This is a genomic window from Affinundibacterium seohonense (assembly GCF_014284305.1).
Classification (GTDB): Bacteria; Pseudomonadota; Gammaproteobacteria; order Burkholderiales; family Burkholderiaceae_D; genus Undibacterium; species Undibacterium seohonense.
Genome location: NZ_JACOFW010000003.1, coordinates 24,476 through 44,402, shown reverse-complemented (window position 1 = coordinate 44,402; position 19,927 = coordinate 24,476). Strand labels below are relative to the sequence as shown.

Here is a 19,927-nt window from a genome sequence, read left to right as displayed (position 1 = left end):
AAAGAATTAAGTCATGCGCGCTACACGTTTTTTCATTTCCACTTTAAAAGAAGCTCCAGCCGACGCCGAAATCGTCAGCCATAAACTAATGATGCGCGCTGGGATGATCAAGCGTCTCGGCTCTGGTATTTATAACTACATGCCTATGGGTTTGCGTGTCATCCGTAAAGTTGAAAAAATTGTACGCGAAGAGATGGATCGTTCTGGCGCAATTGAAATGTTGATGCCCGTGGTGCAACCCGCTGAATTATGGCAAGAAACCGGTCGCTGGCAAAAATATGGCGCTGAATTGATGCGCGTGAAAGATCGTCATGGTCGTGATTTCATCATTCAACCGACTTCTGAAGAAGCGATTACTGACGTGGCGCGTCAAGAAATTAAGTCTTATCGCCAATTGCCGCTGAATTTTTATCATATTCAGACCAAGTTCCGTGATGAGCGTCGTCCACGTTTCGGCTTGATGCGTGGTCGTGAATTTACGATGAAAGATGCTTACTCTTTTGACCGTGACTTAGATGGTCTAAAAAAATCTTATCAAAATATGTATGACGCCTATGTCCGTATTTTCAATCGCTTCGGTTTGCAATTCCGCGCCGTCGCGGCGGATAACGGTGCGATTGGCGGAACGGGTTCGCATGAATTCCACGTGATTGCCGAAACCGGTGAAGACGCTTTGGTATATTGCCCAACTTCGGATTACGCCGCGAATATGGAAGCAGCAGAAGCCTTGTCCTTGTTTGATGCTCGCCAAGTAGCAACACAAGCATTGACGAAAACGGCAACGCCAGGCAAAGCCAAGTGTGAAGAGGTTGCTGAGCTCTTGAATATCCCTTTGCAAAACACGGTGAAGTCTATCGTCTTGACAGTTGAGACTGAAGAGAAAGATAAAGTTACCAAGCAAGTCTGGTTATTGCTGATACGCGGCGATCATGAATTGAACGAAATTAAAGCGAGCAAAGTACCAGGCTTAGCGAACTACCGATTCGCAACAGAGGATGAAATCGTCGAACATTTTGGTACTAAGCCAGGTTACCTCGGCCCAGTGAATACCAAGTTGCCGGTCAAAGTGGTGGCAGATCGCACCGTGGCGATGATGGGCGACTTTGTCTGCGGCGCGAACGAAGAAGATTTCCACTTTACCGGTGCTAACTGGGGACGTGATGTGGCGGAACCACTGGTTGCTGACCTGCGCAATGTGGTCGCAGGCGATCCGTCACCGGATGGCAAAGGCGTGCTCGCAATTCAACGCGGTATCGAAGTGGGCCACGTGTTCCAGCTCGGCACTAGCTATTCCGAATCCATGAAAGCGACTTTTCTTGATGAAAACGGTAAGCCTCAGTTATTGCAAATGGGCTGTTATGGCATCGGTATTACCCGTATTTTGGGTGCGGCAATTGAGCAAAATTTCGATGATAAAGGCATCATCTGGCCAACCGCAATTGCGCCGTTTGAAGTCGTAATTTGTCCTATGGGCATGGAGAAGAGTCCAGCGGTCAAGGAGCAGGCAGAAAAACTGTATGCAGATTTAATGGCTGCTGGTGTCGACGTCTTGTTAGATGATCGTGATTTGCGCCCAGGTTCGATGTTCGCTGATTGGGAATTGATCGGTGTGCCACATCGCGTCGTGATTGGTGATCGTGGCTTAAAAGAAGGCAATCTGGAATACAAAGGTCGTCGTGATGCCGAAGCGAGCAATGTTGCGGTTGCAGATATGTTCAGTTTCCTCACTGCTAAATTGCAGGCGAAGTCATCCTAAGAATGAAGTTCATGTTGAACGCAATAGCGCGAGTTTGTTTCTTTGAAAAACAAACTCGCGTTTGTCTTCTTGCGCTGCTACTCACGCTGTCATCGCTTGCGAACGCAGGCAATCAAAAAGAAGAAGCGATAGCCGATTCCGTTAGACTAGCACTCGCCAAGCTGGTGGCCGATCCACGCCCACCGAAACCGACTTTCGACAAGATAGAAGACCGCATCAAATATCTGCATTGGTTAGGTGAAATGTCAGATCGCTTAAAACGCCGCATACCGGATAAGCAAACCCGCTTAGAGTTTCTAGAAACGGTTTGGTACGAATCCAAACGCGCGGGCTTGGATACTGGCTTGGTGCTCGGCTTGATGCAAGTCGAATCGGGATTCAAAAAATACGCAGTATCCATAGTCGGTGCACGTGGCTTCATGCAAGTCATGCCATTCTGGTCGCGCGTAGTCGGCGACGGTGATCCTAAAAAATTATTCCAGATGCAAACGAACTTGCGCTATGGATGTTCGATTTTGCGCATGTATATCGATATGGAGGGCGGCAATTTGTATTTGGCTTTGGGGCGCTATAACGGCAGCCGTGGTCGCGCCGAATATCCGAATGCTGTGCTGGCTAATTGGAAAAAGTGGGAATTTGAAGGATAGGTAAAAATCAAAGAAAAGTTACACTCAAGATTCATGGTGGCCTAATAAATATAGAAGCTACGATTTAACAGGACCTAATACATTTTCATATTGATTGCGGAAAATCCGTCTAAAGCAGAAAAATGATCTTAGATCGAAACAAGCATGATGTGACAGTCGAGTAAGAGACGACATTTAAATAAGATCAGAAAATCCTGCGAGCATGCTCGGGCTATCGGTACTTCACTAGTGTTCCTCCTCTTTGCTAGCTAAAAGAAATGAAACATCGGTTGATCAGTCGAGCGGGAAACGGCGCTTGACGTGTGAAATTTATACCCACTATTAAAGTCAATTTTCGACAGCACGACGTTCAGCGCCAACGTAATTTAGCCCAAGCCGCCTGTTGGACTGGTGTGAGGAATGTCCAAGCGACGAAACGACTTTCCTTACTTCCTTGCCGCATTGTGATTAGTTTATGCTGTAGCACTTTAGTTTGTTTTAGTTTGGCTTTGATCGGATCCACATTCACGGATTTTGAGATAAGGCTGCTAAACCAAAAACATTGGGAAGAAAATTGTCGACTTTCTTCGATCATTTTGGAAATGAATTGCAGTTCACCGCCAGGGCACCAAAGTTCCGCTGCTTGTCCGCCAAAATTCAAAGCTGTATTTGTCTGATTAGTCGTTTTCCCTAGGTTTTGCCATTTTCTGTCAGTTCCGCTTTGTGCTTCTGCCGCAGAGGTATGAAATGGCGGATTGCACATGCTCAGATCAAACCATTCATCCTGGTGGACGATATTGTAAAAAATCCGATCGTGATCTTGCTGATGACGTAGTTCGATCTTGGTTAGCAGTTGTGGGTTGGCTTGAACGATGTTTTGCAGATTGGTAAGCGAATTAGGATTGATATCAGTAGCAACAAAATTCCAATCGTATTCTCGACTACCAATTAGTGGATAAATGCCATTTGCACCAGTCCCAATATCCAGGACATGTACACTATTTTTCTTGGGCAACTTGCCTTGATTCGCGGCGATTAGTAAATCGGCTAAGCCATGAATATAATCCGCACGACCTGGTACGGGCGGACACAAATAGTGTTCAGGAATATCCCAATGATTGATTCCATAATGAAGCTTGAGCAAAGCACGGTTCAGTGCTTTGACTGCATTGGCATCAGTAAAATCAATACTCATATCGCCATAAGGATTGGTGCGAACAAAGCGACTGAGTGCACTAACATCGGGCGCTTGATCTGCTGCGATTAGTGCAGGGAAATCATATTGACCCTGATGCCGATTGCGCGGATGGAATTCCGTTTGCTTAGGGTTTTTTTGCGGCTTATGTGTTGGACTCGGCATGGGAGATGTTATAAAAAATGTCGTGGTATACAAAGAGATTTTTATATCCTCTGAGAACGTTATTCACTGTTCTTAACAAACAAAAACGCCCGCGCGATGCGGGCGTTTTTGTTTGGGTTTGGGAAGTAAGACTTACATCCCAGAAATTGCCCAAAGCAATATGGAAATCAAATCCGATTAGGACAGATGACCAGAAATGAGTTTCGTCATTTCAAACATGGAGACTTGTGCTTTGCCACCGAAAACGGCTTTCAATTTGTCATCCGCATTGATATTGCGTTTGTTTGCTTCATCTTGCAGCTTGTGCTTCTTGATGTATTCCCAGATTTTTTTTGTTACTTCAGTACGTGGCATTGGTGCTGCGCCGATTACCGCTGCTAATACTGGAGACAAAGTCATAGGCTTCATGAAAGCAGCGTTTGGCTTACGTGCTGCTGCTGGCTTCGCTGCTGCTTTAGCTGGCTTTGCTGCAGGTTTCGCTTCTGCTTTTGCTACTGGTTTTTTTGCTGCTGCTGGTTTCGCTGCTGCTTTCGCGGCAGGCTTCGCTGCTGGTTTTGCTGCTGCTTTTTTTGGTGCTGTTGCCATATCGAGGCTCCTTCACAATTGTCTTGGAAAATGCGCCATTTCACGCAGTGCTTATAGTGGTGCTGATTACAGAGTGATGCAAGTGTTTTTTTTTGCTTTTTGCGAAAAAAGTGTGAGAAATCATGAGAGACGTGGTTTTCAGAGGGGAAAATGTCGTTTTTCCCCTGCAGAGTGAAGAAAATGATGGGTTTGTTGTCGAGGAAATTGGGTCTTGAAAAATGGAAAATCAAAACCTCTCAACGCGGAGATACAGAGATGCCGAGGCAAAACAAGAGGGTATTTTTAATGAGAAATGATGTGATGTTTGAAGAGGAATTCAAGACACGAAGTAAACGAGATAATCAAACTATGTTGGGCTTCACTTCGTTCAGCTCCAACCTACGACATTCAACGGTCGACTTTGATTTTTTTAAAAAACAGCAAAGTGATTTGCCTGCAGAAATTCAATTATAGGGATGTCGCGCTAGGCGCCAAGCACAGCAATACTCAGGTTCCGAGAGGATATCGATAAGTTGCTTGGGAATCGGAAGGTGAATAAATAGGCGGCTTTAGAAATTCAATTATGGGGATGCAGTGCAAGGCGCGGCCCAGAGCAATACTCAGGTATTGCGAGGAGGCGCAACGCCGCAATGCGCCCCAGAATTGGATTTATATGACGCCTATCGCATCATGCCTTTGAGACCTCTCATCATTTTCATCATGCCACCACCCTTCAGTTTTTTCATCATGCTCTGCATTTGATCAAACTGCGCGAGCATGCGATTGACTTCTTGAATCTGCACACCGGCGCCAGTGGCGATGCGACGCTTGCGTGAGGCTTTGATTAGCTCCGGTTTGGCGCGTTCTAGTGGTGTCATGGAATTGATGATGCCTTCCATGCGGCGCATTTGCTTTTCCGCGTTGTCCATGTTGGCGCCGCTGGCGGCTTGTTGAAATTGCGCTGGTAATTTATCCATCAAACTCGATAAGCTACCCATGTTCTTCATTTGACCTAACTGCATTTTGAAATCGTTCATGTCGAACTTGCCGCCGACTTTGATTTTTTCTGCCAGGCCTTTCGCCGCTTCGACATCCATGCCTTTTTGGGCAGACTCAACTAAAGCGAGAATATCGCCCATGCCGAGAATACGATTTGCCATGCGGGTGGCATCGAAGGCTTCGAGGCCATCAAGTTTTTCAGAAACACCTGCAAACTTAATTGGTTTGCCTGTGACATGGCGTACCGATAAAGCTGCACCGCCGCGTGAGTCACCGTCGAGTTTGGTAAGAACCACACCAGTCAAAGGTAATGCATCATTAAAGGCTTTCGCTGTATTGACGGCATCTTGTCCCAACATGGCGTCAACCACGAACAAGGTTTCGATAGGTTTCACCGCTGCATGTACGGCAGCGATTTCTTGCATCATGGCTTCATCAATACCGAGGCGACCCGCGGTATCGATAATCAACACTTCGTGATGATGTTTCTTTGCCCAATCGAGCGCAGCTAAAGCGATATTGACGGGTTTGTCATTGATGGTAGTCGGAAAGAAGTCCGCACCTGCTTGCGCGGTCACCGTCTCTAACTGACCGATCGCTGCGGGACGATATACGTCGGCAGAGACGGTTAAGACTTTTTTCTTTTTCTTTTCACGCAGATATAAAGCGAGCTTACCAACGGTCGTGGTTTTACCTGCACCTTGCAGACCTGCCATCAGTATGATTGCTGGCGGCTGTGTCGCGAAGTTCAGTTCAGAAGCACCTTCGCCTAAATCTGCACCAATCAGTGATGCCAGTTCTTTCTGTACGACACCGACCAAGGCTTGACCTGGGGTTAAAGAACCGATGACATCTTCACCCATCGCTTTTTCTTTGACGCGGGCGATCAATTCACGCACGGCTGGCAAGGCAACGTCGGCTTCCAGTAAAGCCATACGCACTTCGCGCAACATCTCGGCGGTATTCGATTCAGTTAAACGCGCTTCACCGCGCATGGTCTTGACGACTTTGGCGAGACGCTGGGTCAGATTGTCGAGCATAGTAAACCTTCTATTTGTCTTCTATTTGATAACAACAGTGATGCTGCGTTGCGGCACCATGAAATTTTTGCAACCGGATTTGCGAACGCTACACCGATTTAGATAAGCGCGTATTTTACTCGAAACGAGGGCGTTTCCTTCGATGTCTAGCGGGTTTTATGGGCAGATCGTCAGCTTTTATGGTGTTTGTGCAAATAAAAAAGCCACGTTGAACTCAATCAACGTGGCTTTCAGTTTTTTGACTTAGAGCTAAGCTGCTTACTCCGCGCCCATTTCTTTCAACAAGTTATCTGCCTTATCGACATGTTTCATTTGCCAAAGCATAAAGCGCAAATCGACTTGGATAGAGCGGCTAGACGCTTTGTTGTAATCCCAGTCAGCGATGATGGAATCTAAAGTGCCGTCAAATGCTAAGCCGATGAATTCGCCTTTGGAGTTCAAAGCTGCTGAGCCTGAATTGCCGCCAGTGATATCCAAAGTGGCTAAGTAATTGACTGGAACTGTCTTCAAGATCGGATCGACATACTTACCAAAGTCTTTGGCTTTGATTGCTGCTAACTGATTGGCTGGAGCATTGAATTCGCCAGTGCCAGTCGCTTTTGCAGTAATACCTTTGACAGTCGTAAATGCAGTCCAAGTTGTACCATCTGCGCCAAATGGACGACTTGCGACTTTACCGAAAGTCACACGCAAAGTGCTGTTCGCATCTGGATAAACTGCTTGGCCTTTGCTGTTCATGTAAGCGATTTTTGCTTTCATGTAGCTAGCGTAGGCCTTTTGAGAAATACCAGCAGATTCCAAATCAGCTGCTTCACGCTTCATGCTTTCGTCGTACATCGCAACAGCTGCTTTGATGAAGCTATCGTTACTTGCTTTGAATTCGTCAACAGACTTATTCAACCAAGCAGAGCGAACTGCTTTGTCACCAAATTGGCTGCCAGCATACATTTGATCCAGCAAGGCTTTCAATTGATCTTTGCTCATGCCGTCTTTGATACCCATCGCATTATCAAAGTTGGCATTGCGCTCCGCTGCCGGTGATGCTGCATATTTAACTAAGCTGTTCAACACCAAAGCTTTGTCGACTTTCTCATCGTAGCTACGTTCTACGCCATCAACGGTGGCTTTGAAGCGTGGCAGATCACGATTTTGGAAGCCAGCGCGACGTTCTGCATCTGGTTTGGTTTTTTCATGAGCCAAGCGATACAAAGTGCGCGCAGTGGACAAGAAACGTGGAGAAGAAGACGCTAAATAAGATTCTTTCTTCGCTGTAGCATCACGCTTTGCGTAGATTTCTTCAATCTTCTCGATGTCAGCAGCGTATTCTGCTTTGGTCTTAGGATTGGAATTGACCCAAGCTTTCAAATCAGCGTGTTCTTTGGTTTTGCGTTCCAAGATATCGCTGCCAGCATAGCTATCCAACATACCTTGACGGTTTTTGTAGTAGTTGTTGATGCCAGCAACCATACCAGCATATTTCAAACTCGCGTCTTTATTGTCTTTGGTTTCAGCGGCGATAATCGCCAAAGTTTCTGCAGAATTTTTGACGAAATTTGGATAGTCGAAATCAAATGTGTAAGAAATCTCTGTCGGCAAACGATGACGGTTCGTACGGCCAGGATAGCCCAATACCATGACGAAATCGCCTTCTTTCAAGCCATCTTTTGCTAATTTCAAGACGTGCTTAGGAACGTAAGGGACATTGTCTTTGCTAAATTCTGCTGGCTTGCCGTCTTTGCTGACGTAAGCGCGGTAGAAGCCATAATCACCAGTGTGACGTGGCCACATCCAGTTATCGGTGTCACCACCAAATTTACCAACGCCTTCGGCTGGTGCGTGTACCAAACGTACGTCTTTGATTTCCATCTGTTTGATCAGATAGAATTCTAGTCCGCCGTAAAAAGTAGGAATGCTGCAACGATAACCAGCTTCTTTTTCACAAGAAGCGATCATGGTTTTTTGATTTTTTTCAATCGCATCAACGCGTGCCTTGCCAACCAGTTTGGCGACGTCTGCCGTGATCACTTTATCGCTGACATTGGTCACTTCAGTCGTGACGAAAATGCGTGAGCCTGGACCAGCTGGTAATTCTTCTGCCAAAGTTTTTGCAAGGAAGCCATTCGCCAGCAAGTCACGTTCTGGTGTTGAATTGCGTGCCACGCTGTCATAGACGCAGTGGTGATTGGTCGCAACCAAGCCTTGAGGGGAAACAAATGAAGCAGAGCAACCACCCAAGCTGACAATCGCACCCATAGGGAATTCGGTCAACTTAGTTAAGGATTTTGGATCTAATTTAAGACCCGCTGCTTTGAGTTGTTTAGTTATTTGTGGTAACTGTTGCGGCATCCACATACCTTCATCGGCTTGCGCAAAGCCGCCGGTGAGAGTGAGTGCGGCTAAAGCGAAAAGTGATTTTTTCATTTTAATTCCTGCAAAAAAGGCTACATGTTTTTAAACTACCCATTATATCCAAGGCTATCTTTACTTTACAGCCAGGTTCTTGAGTGCTTCGCAGTATCTAGAAGCGATCTTTCTTAGTCAAGTGCTTAGAGCAAGCTTTTCACCTTAAGTGCTGGCCTGTTGTAATTGAGAGGTATAAAGTTTCCATGGCGGATCTTTTTGATCAAGTCGCCTTTCTAGTTTTTTTGCTTTCCCGATTGACTGATTGTCAGTGAATACAGAATTGCGTTAATCACAAAGCGAAAAAAATAAGCTCAACATAGTGTAAACTTGGGTCATGTTAATTTATTTATCGATAGCGGCAGCGCTCATGTATGCGGTCTGTCCATTTATTCCAGATACCCGTAAAGCATTGGCTCTGGGTTTGACTGCGGTTGCTTGGTGTGCTCATGGTTTAGCCTTAGGCTTAAGCGTATATGCAGTCGATGCTTTCCGCATTGGTTTTGCAGTGATGTGGTCAGCGGCGATTTGGGTGTCAGTACTTGTATATCTAGTGGAAAATAGAAATTTTTCACTCGATGGTCTACGGGTTTTGATCTTGCCACAGGCGGCAGTGACAGCTTTATTACCGCTTGTTTTTCCTGGTAGCTTGGTGCATTTAGTTGATAAGCCTTCGATGTTTCCCTGGCATATTGGGGTCGCCTTGCTCGCCTATAGTACCTTGACGATTGCGGCTTTCCACGCATTGGTCATGTATGTACAGGATTTACATTTACATCGTACGCGCGGTAAGCCAATTCAGTCATGGTTGGAAAAAGCATTGGATCGCTTACCGGCACTATTGAAGATGGAACACATCCTGTTTTTATTAGTGACGCTTGGTTTTGTGCTGTTGAGTCTAACGGTTTTATCTGGCGTGATTTTTTCCGAGCAGTTTTTAGGCGTGGCCTTTAAATGGGATCATAAGACCGTGTTGTCCTTGCTGTCATGGTGCTTGTTTGCCGTGCTTTTGGCTGGGCGTCAGTGGCGTGGGTGGCGCGGTAAGGCGGTATTGCGAATTACTTTGTTCGGGTTTTTAAGTCTTTTACTTGCCTATGTGGGTAGTCGCTTTGTGTTGGAAGTGTTATTACATCGGAGCGCCTTATGAGAATGTTGATGTGGTTGGGTTTGGCTATATTGGTGTATCTGGCCATACGAAAAAGTATACGTACGAATAAGCCACCTGCGAACTCTGCGCAGTCAGATGCTTCGCAATGGAGTGATGGGCCGTTTGGACAAGCTCCTGGGGCGCCTCATCATGCTGGAACTCCATCAGGGCAAGCTGAAGCGATGCTCGCTTGTGATCACTGTCAGATCTATTTCCCTGCTTCTGAAGCAGTGACGCGGTCTGCGAAACATTATTGCAGCCAAGAGCATGCAGATGCCGCCAATAAAAATTGATAAATACTGATGGCACAATGATCACTCACGACGTCAGAAATACCGACATCAGTTCGACTTTATGGCGTTCGCTGCAGACCTTCAATTTTTCGAGGGTACTAGTTTCTCTTGCCTTATTACTGTCTCTGAGCTTTAAAGCATTCACCGATAATTGGTTATTTGAACCAACGCTCTTGCGTACGCTAGCGGTCAGTTACTTGTTGCTTGCTTTGGGCTTTCTTGTTCTGAAATTAAAGTGGCAGCAGCGTTTTTTATTGCAGTTGGTGGTGCAAGTTAGCATCGATCTTGTGGTGATTTCTTTGCTGTATGTCGGTGCAGGTGGTAGTAAAAGTGGTTTAGTGATTCTGTACCTATTCCCACTTGCTGGCCTAGGCATTCTGGCCCCGATGCTGTTGGCATTGTTCTTTGTTTCGGCAGTGTCGCTATTTTTGCTATTGGTGAATACCTATCAAGTTCTACAAAATGAAGATAGCAATATTGTTGCGCAGGCGGGTTTATATGGTGCAGCTTACTTCGCTGTCGTTTATGTTTTAAATCGATTAGCCAAAAATTTAATCGGACAAGAAGAACTTGCCAATCAACGTGGCTATGAGCTGGCCTTGCAGCAGGCAATCAACCGGACTGTCATTGCCGATATGGAAGATGGCGTGCTAGTTATCGATCAAGATGGAAATTTATTTGAATCGAATCCCGCCGCAGAACGCATGTTGGGCATTGCCAAGCTGAGTTATTCTGCTAGTCATAAACTACGATTAAATCAAATTAATAGTCTGGAGCCGATTGCACACGCCCTAGAAGCTTGGACAGATGGTCTGCGTCCAGATACGACCACTTGGCTGCGCAATGAAGGCGCGTCTTTTGTGACAATTCGCCATTATGTTGAAGAGCGTAGTCAGAGTACTAGCTATTCGGCGACAGAAGCGCCACACGAGGCGGCGACACATTTAAAGCTGCGTTTCGTGCGGATTGATGAAAATGATTTTGCGCATTTGGATATTCATTTGACACCTTGCACGATTATTTTTATGCAAAACGTGTCGGAGTTAGAAAACAAAGCGCAGCAGTTAAAGTTGGCATCGATGGGGCGTTTAACAGCCAGTATTGCCCATGAAGTACGCAATCCTCTATCGTCAATTTCCTACGCAGCCTCATTGTTAGGCGAGGATGTTCACAATGAGGTTCAAGCACGACGCTTGTTGAAAATTGTCGAAGATAATGTGGCGCGGCTGAATCAATTGATCGAGGATATTTTGAAGTTGTCGCGTAAAGCGCAAATGAATTTGACGCCGACATTATTGATGGATGAATTAAGAAGTATCGTGCAAGAGTTCGTCGAGACTCGTGGTATTTCTGAACAAATGATACATATGAGTGACACTGGGCGATTTCATATCGTTTTTGATCCCGGTCATTTACATGAAGTGATTACCAATTTACTCTCAAATGCTGTGCGCTATGCCAGCGGCAAGCCCGGATGCATACGCTTAATTATCAAGATATCGTCAGGTAATCGGCGTGAGCTGCATATACAAGATGATGGTCCTGGTATGTCCTCTCTTGTTCGGTCACATTTGTTCGAACCTTTTTACACAACGTCGAGCAAAGGCACAGGCTTGGGTTTGTACATGGCACGTGAACTCTGTCTCAACAATCACGCCGTGCTCGATTACGAATACCGAAATGATGAAACTTCTACCTATGGCATAGAGCCTGGTGGGCGCTTTGTGATTAATTTCTCTTCGAATGAAAAATCATGAGTCCAATCGAACCGCACAGTGGAAATACGCCTCGCATCTTAGTGATTGATGATGAAGCCCATTTACGTGAATTATTAGAAATTACTTTGATTAAGATGGGGTTGGAGGTCGATACCGCGGAGTCGCTGGAAGTCGCGCGCCGTTATCTGGTCAAGTATACTTATTCTTTGGTGTTGACGGATATGCGCTTGCCTGATGGTTCAGGTTTGGAGATGGTAGAAGAAGTCAGTAACCACCATAAAGCGACGCCGATCGCAGTGATTACCGCTTTTGGTAGTGCGGACAACGCTGTGGTTGCTTTGAAAGCCGGGGCATTTGATTATGTTTCTAAGCCCGTGGCTTTAGATCAACTGAGAAAATTAGTGCGCTCTGCTTTGCAGATGCAGAATGTGAAGCCTGTAGAGGAAGTGGCGATCGTTTCTGCCAAGCCTTCTAGTCCTTCGTTCTTAATTGGGCAATCAATCGAAATTCAGCATGTTCGCTCACAAATTAGTCGCCTGGCACGCAGTATGGCGCCAGTGATTATTACTGGTGAGTCAGGCAGTGGTAAGGAGTTGGCTGCGCGCGAAATTCATCGAAGTAGTGCGCGAGCAGACAAACCGTTTATTGCTGTCAATTGTGGCGCGATTCCCGAAGCTCTGATGGAAGCGGAATTTTTTGGCTACCGTAAAGGGGCATTCACAGGCGCGAACGATGATAGGGATGGTTTCTTTCAGGCGGCAAATGGCGGTACCTTGATGTTGGACGAAGTCGCCGATTTACCCTTGGCAATGCAGGTAAAATTATTGCGGGCGATCCAGGAACGCCGGGTGCGCAAGGTCGGCGCTACGGTGGAAGAGGCGGTTGATGTCAGGATATTGAGCGCTACTCATCAAAACCTTGAAGCCTGTGTGAGTGCTGGTAAGTTTCGACAAGATCTCTATTATCGCTTGAATGTCATTGAATTATTATTGCCGCCATTGCGTCAGCGACTCAGCGATGTTGGTGAATTAGCTGGATGTATTTTGATAAAACTGGCGACACCTGGATATCCAATTAGTTTAAATCAGGCAGCCCTGTCGGCTTTGCAGGCATATGATTTTCCTGGCAACGTACGGGAACTTGAAAATATTTTGGAGCGGGCGGCAGCGTTCGCCAATGATGGTTGCATTGACGTGATTGATCTAGGCTTGCGTGCTAGTGGGACTTTAGGTTCAGTAGCGACCAACGAGTTGACCGATAACGCAGCTACTGCATCCTTGGAGAATAAGGTCGAGACCCAAACTGATCCACTAATATCTGTCTTTTCAGCGCCAGCATTGCCGTGCGTCCTACCGGAATATCTAGAGCAAATTGAGCGTGAGGTGATTCGTGCTGCGCTGGTGAAAACCCGCAATAATCGAACGCAAGCAGCGGAATTGCTGGGCGTCAGTTTTCGCCAATTGCGATATTCAATTCAGAAATTAAAAATTTGCGATGTTGACTCGGACTAAGCCATTTTCATCACAAGATCCTGCTGATGCGTGGGCGATTGATGACCAGGGCTGGTGTCGACAAGCTCAGGTTCGGATGTCGCCTAATTTTGGGATACGCCCGGCGGATATGCCAGTCGATTTATTGGTGATTCACAATATCAGTTTGCCGTTGGGTGAGTTCGGTGACAATTACATTCTCGATTTATTCCAAAATCAACTCGATTGTGATGCTCATCCTAGTTTTAATAGTTTGCGCGGTTTGCAGGTGTCCAGTCATTTTTTAATTCGGCGTGATGGACAAGTTCTTCAATTCGTCTCGACACTAGCACGCGCCTGGCATGCCGGTCTTTCGCATTTTGATGGTCGGGATGGCTGTAACGATTTTTCTATCGGTATCGAGTTAGAAGGCTGCGATACCACCCCATTTACGGATGCGCAATACTCCAGTCTCTCGCAATTGAGTCTATGCCTGATTCGACACTTTCCCTTGTCCCACATTGTTGGGCATGAAGAGATTGCACCTGGACGTAAAACGGATCCAGGTCCTTTTTTTAGTTGGTCGCGATACCAGCAAAGTTTGCCCGGTTGGCTAATTGAGGCGCCAATAATCGAGGACGTCGATTAACGCGTCTTGAATGACAACCTTGGGTAAATAGCCTGACGATCCAATTTCATCACAATTCTTTTCCCGCTCAAAATAGAAAACTAGCTATAGATAGTGTCTATCTGTGGCTTATTTTTATCATTTTCTGTTTTGTCGAGATTCAATTGTTCTTTATTTTCGCGGCCGCACTTTCTAATTTGCTTAAGTTTTCGGCAGACTGGGTTAGTGTTCACTCACGCTGCGATCCGCATTCTTTTGTGCGCTCTCTAATGTCAAATGGAAGCGCGCCCCTAGAACGAAATATATCCGGTGCTGGCTTAAAAAAGCGGTTGCGCTTAGTCACTTGAGACACTAGAATTAGGGCAAATAAAAATAAACACACTAGATCTAGTGTTTTTTGGAATGTTTCCCAAAATTATTTTTTCTCACATCTTCATGTGATTATGCTGAATTAATCGTCTTACGAATTCGAACTTACCCAAAAATATTGAATACGATTGGGTAAGTATTGTCGTTGATTGTTGGCATTGAGCAGACGAGATGTGTATTAGCAGAAGTAGAAGTTGAAATGGGGTTGATTACCTTGTCAGCCTTTAGCAGCACGAATGCAATCTTCATCTTACTTAGTTAAAAAAGACCCTTAATAAGACCCTGAACCTGGAGGCGAAATGCACTCTTCAATAGAAATATCCTCATCCCAATCATTTGATGCTGCCGCAGCACAAGCGAGTTTGTCTGCGAATACACATGCGCCAACAGCGAACTTTAGCGACTATCGCATTATTCGTCGCAATGGCGCGGTAGTTGGGTTTGAGCCTTCAAAAATCTCAATTGCCGTGACTAAGGCTTTTTTAGCAGTCAATGGTGGTCAGGGGGCAGCATCGGCAAGAATCCGTGAATTGGTTGAACATTTAACGTTCAGCGTCGTCACTGCACTGATGCGCCGCCAACCTAATGGCGGCACGTTTCATATTGAAGACATTCAAGATCAGGTCGAGTTAGCGTTAATGCGTTCAGGTGAACATGACGTCGCACGGGCTTATGTTTTGTATCGTGCCAAACGCATGGATGAACGTCGTCAACAGTTGGAAGCGCAGGCCGCAGGTAAGCCACACGCTGCTGTGCCACAAATTCATGTGATCGTCGACGGAAAGCCCCAAGTATTAGAAGTGGCACAAGTGCGTGCTTTGATTTCTGCGGCTTGCGTAGGATTGGAAAAATTAGTCGATGCAGAAGCCATTCTGATCGAAACTTTGAAAAATCTGTATGACGGCGTGCCAGTTGAGGAGTTGCATAAATCGGCAATTTTGGCGGCCCGTGCCATGATGGAGAAAGAGCCTGCATACAGTCAGGTAACGGCTCGTTTATTGTTGCATACAGTGCGTAAAGAAGTGTTTGGCAAAGAAGTTGCGCAAAAAGATGCGGCTGATGAATATGTAGAGTACTTCCCAAAATTCATCAAAAAAGGTATCGAAGCCGGTTTGTTGGATGCCAAATTAGCACAGTTCGATTTGAAGAAAATGGCAAACGCGCTGACTGCTGATCGCGATTTGCAATTTGGTTACATTGGTTTGCAAACCTTGTATGACCGTTACTTCCTCCACATTCGCGATATCCGTATCGAAATGCCACAGGCGTTTTATATGCGTGTCGCAATGGGTCTGGCCTTAAATGAAATCGATCGTGAAGCGCGTGCGATTGAGTTTTACAATTTGTTGTCGAGCTTTGATTTCATGAGCTCTACGCCGACGCTATTTAATAGTGGTACCCAGCGTTCGCAATTGTCTTCTTGTTACCTGACGACAGTGGCAGACGATCTCGATGGTATTTACGAAGCGATTAAAGAAAATGCCTTGTTAGCGAAATACGCTGGTGGTTTGGGTAATGACTGGACGCCAGTTCGCTCTTTGGGTGCGCATATCAAAGGTACGAATGGTAAATCCCAAGGCGTAGTGCCGTTCCTGAAAGTCGTCAACGATACAGCTGTAGCTGTAAATCAAGGTGGTAAGCGTAAAGGCGCGGTTTGTGCTTATCTCGAAACTTGGCACATGGACGTCGAAGAATTCTTGGAGTTGCGTAAGAATACGGGCGATGATCGCCGCCGTACGCATGATATGAATACGTCTAATTGGATTCCAGATTTGTTTATGAAGCGTGTGATGGAGAAGGGTGACTGGACTTTGTTCTCACCATCGGATGTACCTGATCTGCATGATAAGTTCGGTAAATCTTTCGAAGAGGCGTACACCGCATACGAAGCAAAAGCCGCCGCCGGTGAAATTAAGTTGTCAAAAAAAATTGCGGCCTTAGATTTGTGGCGCAAGATGTTGTCGATGTTGTTTGAAACAGGTCATCCATGGATCACATTTAAAGACCCATGCAATATTCGCTCACCACAACAACACGTCGGTGTCGTGCATAGCTCCAACTTGTGCACAGAGATTACCTTGAATACCAACGACAGCGAGATCGCTGTTTGTAATTTGGGTTCTGTGAACATGCCTGCACATTTAAAAGATGGCAAGCTCGATCACGAAAAGCTCAAGCGCACGATCACAACGGCAATGCGTATGTTAGACAACGTAATCGATATCAATTACTACGCGGTGAAAAAAGCGCGTGATTCCAACTTGCGCCATCGTCCGGTTGGTTTGGGTATCATGGGCTTTCAAGATTGTTTGCATATGATGCGTATTCCTTACGCCACTATGGATGCAGTGCAGTTTGCTGATACATCGATGGAAGCGGTGTGCTACTACGCTTATTTGGCTTCTACAGAATTAGCTGAAGAACGTGGCCGTTATAGTTCTTATACTGGTTCCTTGTGGGATCGCGGCATCTTGCCACAAGATTCTGTAAAATTATTGGCGCAAGAGCGTGGCGGCTATCTGGAAGTGGATAGTTCAGAAACCATGGATTGGCGCATCGTTCGTGAGCGTATTAAGCAATATGGTATGCGCAACTCCAATTGCGTGGCGATTGCGCCGACCGCGACGATTTCTAATATTATTGGTGTCTCTGCATGTATCGAACCAACTTACCAAAACTTGTATGTGAAATCGAATCTGTCTGGCGAGTTCACCGAGATTAACGAGCACTTGGTGCGTGACTTGAAAGATCGTGGATTGTGGGATGATGTCATGATCTCCGACTTGAAATATTTCGATGGTAGCTTGGCGAAAATCGACCGTATCCCAGAAGATTTGCGTGAATTGTATGCAACCGCATTTGAAGTAAGTCCGACTTGGTTGGTCGAAGCAGCTTCGCGTCGTCAAAAATGGATAGACCAAGCGCAGTCTTTGAATATCTATATGGCAGGCGCATCTGGTAAAAAACTCGACGAGACCTACAAGTTAGCGTGGTTGCGTGGACTGAAAACGACTTATTACTTGCGTACGATAGGTGCAACGCACACTGAGAAATCGACAAGTAAGACTGGCGCATTGAACGCGGTGTCTGTTGATGGTGGTCACAGCGGCTATGCAGCGGGCGCAGAAGTCGCAGCGACATCCGCTGTGGAAGCTGACGGTGCCGCATGTTATTTGCGTCCAGGTGATCAAGGTTTTGAAGAGTGTGAAGCCTGTCAATAAATAGTCGCGGAGTCGCTACGACATCAACGTGTAGCGACTCAGATCAGGTATTTAACAAAACTTCACAAATAAAAAATACCAATGCGTGATGTAAATGCTTAATGCTGATGCATCAGCTTTTTAATTAACATAGTAAGGAATATCACATGCTTTCATGGGATGATGAAGTCGCTCCGGCGGCACCAGCACCACGTCCGGCAGTACAGCCAGCGACATCGACTGGAACAGCTGCACAATCAGCGTTTGATCAATATCAAACTCGTCAGCAAACCCAAGATGTGGCGTTGAACCCAGCCTTGGTAACCAAGCCAGTTGTTGTGAGTGCCGAAGATATCGGGCGTCGCGTGAATGCTGCTGATAAGCGTATCATCAACGGCCAGACCGATGTGAATCAGTTAGTACCATTTAAATATAAGTGGGCTTGGGATAAATATTTGGCAGGTTGTGCGAATCACTGGATGCCGCAAGAGATCAATATGCAGCGCGATATCGAGCTGTGGAAAAATCCAAACGGCTTGACAGAAGATGAGCGTCGTTTAGTAAAACGTAACCTCGGATTTTTTGTGACTGCAGATTCTTTGGCTGCAAATAATATTGTGCTCGGTACCTATCGTCACATCACGGCACCAGAATGCCGTCAGTATTTATTGCGTCAAGCGTTTGAAGAAGCGATCCACACGCATGCATACCAGTACATTGTTGAGTCACTTGGTTTAGATGAAGCAGAAATTTTTAATGCGTATAATGAAGTCGAATCAATTCGCGATAAAGATCAGTTTTTGATTCCATTTATTGATGTGCTGACTAACCCGGAATTCAAGACGGGCACTATCGAAGCGGACCAAACGCTATTGCGTTCATTGATTGTTTTTGCGTGTTTAATGGAAGGTCTTTTCTTCTACGTTGGCTTCACACAAATTCTCGCGCTTGGTCGCCAGAATAAAATGATGGGCGCTGCGGAACAATACCAGTACATCTTGCGTGATGAATCGATGCACTGCAATTTCGGAATCGATTTGATCAACACCATCAAAATGGAAAATCCACATTTGTGGACCGCTGCATTTCGCGATGAAATTAAATCGTTGTTTTTGCGTGCGGTAGAGTTGGAATATCGTTACGCAGAGGATACAATGCCGCGAGGAGTGCTCGGCTTGAATGCGCCAATGTTTAAAGGCTATTTACGATTCATCGCAAATCGTCGCGCGCAACAAATCGGACTTGATGTTTTGTTCCCACAAGAAGAAAATCCTTTCCCGTGGATGAGCGAGATGATCGATCTGAAAAAAGAGCGTAACTTCTTTGAGACCCGTGTCATCGAATATCAAACAGGCGGTGCGCTCAATTGGGAATAAATTTTTTGTAGTCGACCATGTTCAAGATAAATTCCGTATGATGATCAGCATATGGAAAAAGTGATTGAACAAGAAAGGCTTCGCAAAACTGAATGAACTGTTTAGACTCATTCGATGTAGTAAAATTTTATAGCGCGACTCCAGCTAGGTTGGATGTTGCGCTTTTGTGTTTGGAGCGTCGAACTCCCAGCTTGATTGTCATTGCTCATTGATACAAGAATTCCGACGCTAATCTTTACGATTAGTGTTTTGGCTGTTGTCATAAATCGTTAAGGTCTGCCTAATATTAAGAACAAAAAAAGGGCAAACGACAAAGCCATATGATCTCCTTATTAGCCTTTTCGCGCTGTAAGAGATCGGTGCCGAATTCATTAGCGCAACCAGAAGTCATGTTTGTGCCGATGAATAATCCGCTTACAAGAACGCGAGCGGATTTTAACTTTAATCTGATTTTTTCCGACTAACGTGAAGGAGAAACAAAATGGCAACAGCAAAAGAAGCCAAGAAAGCAGCAGCTAAGCCTGCGGCGAAACCGGCAGCTAAACCAGCAGCAAAAGCAGCGACTAAGGCAGTAGTGAAACCAGCAGCAAAAGCAGCAGCTAAACCAGCAGTAAAAGCAGCAGCTAAACCAGCTGCGGCAAAGGCAGCAGCGAAGCCAGCGGCAAAAGTAGCGGCGAAACCAGCAGCGAAAAAAGCAGCAGCGAAGCCAGCGGCAAAAGTAGCGGCAAAACCAGCAGCGAAAAAAGCAGCAGCGAAGCCAGCAGCAAAAGTAGCGGCAAAACCAGCAGCGAAAAAAGCAGCAGCGAAGCCAGCAGCAAAAGTAGCGGCAAAACCAGCAGCGAAAAAAGCAGCAACGAAGCCAGCGGCAAAAGTAGCGGCAAAACCAGCAGCGAAAAAAGCAGCAGCGAAGCCAGCGGCAAAAGTAGCGGCAAAACCAGCAGCGAAAAAAGCAGCAGCGAAGCCAGCGGCAAAAGTAGCGGCG

Annotated in this window: 14 protein-coding genes; 10 read left to right on the top strand and 4 right to left on the bottom strand. The window is 45.9% G+C overall.

Going from position 1 to position 19,927, the window contains the following annotated elements; translation table 11 throughout:
- Positions 1 to 13: 13 nt before the first annotated feature.
- Positions 14 to 1,756 (top strand): proline--tRNA ligase, encoded by a 1,743-nt coding sequence (locus H8K52_RS03790; RefSeq protein ID WP_186921569.1) that lies wholly within the window; start codon positions 14 to 16, stop codon positions 1,754 to 1,756.
- An 11-nt stretch (positions 1,757 to 1,767) separates the two neighbouring features.
- A complete protein-coding gene (locus tag H8K52_RS03785; RefSeq protein WP_186921568.1) occupies positions 1,768 to 2,403 on the top strand; it encodes a lytic transglycosylase domain-containing protein in 636 nt (211 codons plus the stop codon).
- Positions 2,404 to 2,752: 349 nt separating this feature from the next.
- Here the strand turns inward: H8K52_RS03785 and rlmF are convergent, their stop codons facing one another.
- The 4 genes from rlmF to H8K52_RS03765 all read right to left on the bottom strand — a co-directional run bounded on the left by rlmF (position 2,753) and on the right by H8K52_RS03765 (position 8,766).
- Complete coding sequence (gene rlmF / locus H8K52_RS03780) at positions 2,753 to 3,742, bottom strand: 23S rRNA (adenine(1618)-N(6))-methyltransferase RlmF (RefSeq protein ID WP_186921566.1); 990 nt, start codon at positions 3,740 to 3,742, stop codon at positions 2,753 to 2,755.
- Between the two features lie 177 nt (positions 3,743 to 3,919).
- Positions 3,920 to 4,327 (bottom strand): SWIB/MDM2 domain-containing protein, encoded by a 408-nt coding sequence (locus H8K52_RS03775; protein ID WP_186921564.1) that lies wholly within the window; start codon positions 4,325 to 4,327, stop codon positions 3,920 to 3,922.
- Positions 4,328 to 4,986: 659 nt separating this feature from the next.
- Positions 4,987 to 6,345 carry a signal recognition particle protein gene (gene ffh, locus H8K52_RS03770; protein ID WP_186921562.1) on the bottom strand — a complete coding sequence of 453 codons (1,359 nt, stop codon included), beginning with the start codon at positions 6,343 to 6,345 and terminating at the stop codon, positions 4,987 to 4,989.
- A 258-nt stretch (positions 6,346 to 6,603) separates the two neighbouring features.
- Entirely contained in the window at positions 6,604 to 8,766 is a 2,163-nt protein-coding gene (locus H8K52_RS03765) for a S46 family peptidase (protein WP_186921561.1), read from the bottom strand.
- A gap of 316 nt (positions 8,767 to 9,082) precedes the next feature.
- Between H8K52_RS03765 and H8K52_RS03760 the strand changes: the two genes are divergently transcribed.
- The 8 genes from H8K52_RS03760 to H8K52_RS03725 all read left to right on the top strand — a co-directional run.
- Positions 9,083 to 9,892, top strand: coding sequence for a cytochrome C assembly family protein (locus tag H8K52_RS03760; protein ID WP_186921559.1), 810 nt, complete (start codon positions 9,083 to 9,085; stop codon positions 9,890 to 9,892).
- Positions 9,889 to 10,185, top strand: coding sequence for a PP0621 family protein (locus H8K52_RS03755; RefSeq protein WP_186921557.1), 297 nt, complete (start codon positions 9,889 to 9,891; stop codon positions 10,183 to 10,185). Before H8K52_RS03760 ends, H8K52_RS03755 begins: the two co-directional genes overlap by 4 nt.
- Before the next feature lie 17 nt (positions 10,186 to 10,202).
- A complete protein-coding gene (locus tag H8K52_RS03750; protein ID WP_186921555.1) occupies positions 10,203 to 11,942 on the top strand; it encodes a two-component system sensor histidine kinase NtrB in 1,740 nt (579 codons plus the stop codon).
- On the top strand, positions 11,939 to 13,414 hold the full coding sequence (locus H8K52_RS03745) for a sigma-54-dependent transcriptional regulator (protein ID WP_186921554.1): 1,476 nt from the start codon (positions 11,939 to 11,941) through the stop codon (positions 13,412 to 13,414). Before H8K52_RS03750 ends, H8K52_RS03745 begins: the two co-directional genes overlap by 4 nt.
- Positions 13,398 to 14,021: a 1,6-anhydro-N-acetylmuramyl-L-alanine amidase AmpD gene (gene ampD, locus H8K52_RS03740; protein ID WP_186921552.1), complete on the top strand. Its 624-nt coding sequence runs from the start codon at positions 13,398 to 13,400 to the stop codon at positions 14,019 to 14,021. The genes H8K52_RS03745 and ampD overlap by 17 nt, the downstream gene beginning before the upstream one ends.
- A gap of 647 nt (positions 14,022 to 14,668) precedes the next feature.
- On the top strand, positions 14,669 to 17,590 hold the full coding sequence (locus H8K52_RS03735) for a ribonucleoside-diphosphate reductase subunit alpha (protein WP_186921550.1): 2,922 nt from the start codon (positions 14,669 to 14,671) through the stop codon (positions 17,588 to 17,590).
- Between the two features lie 146 nt (positions 17,591 to 17,736).
- Entirely contained in the window at positions 17,737 to 18,945 is a 1,209-nt protein-coding gene (locus tag H8K52_RS03730; RefSeq protein ID WP_186921549.1) for a ribonucleotide-diphosphate reductase subunit beta, read from the top strand.
- Between the two features lie 481 nt (positions 18,946 to 19,426).
- Positions 19,427 to 19,927 (top strand): hypothetical protein (locus H8K52_RS03725; RefSeq protein WP_186921546.1); only part of this gene is annotated, 501 nt, incomplete at its 3' end.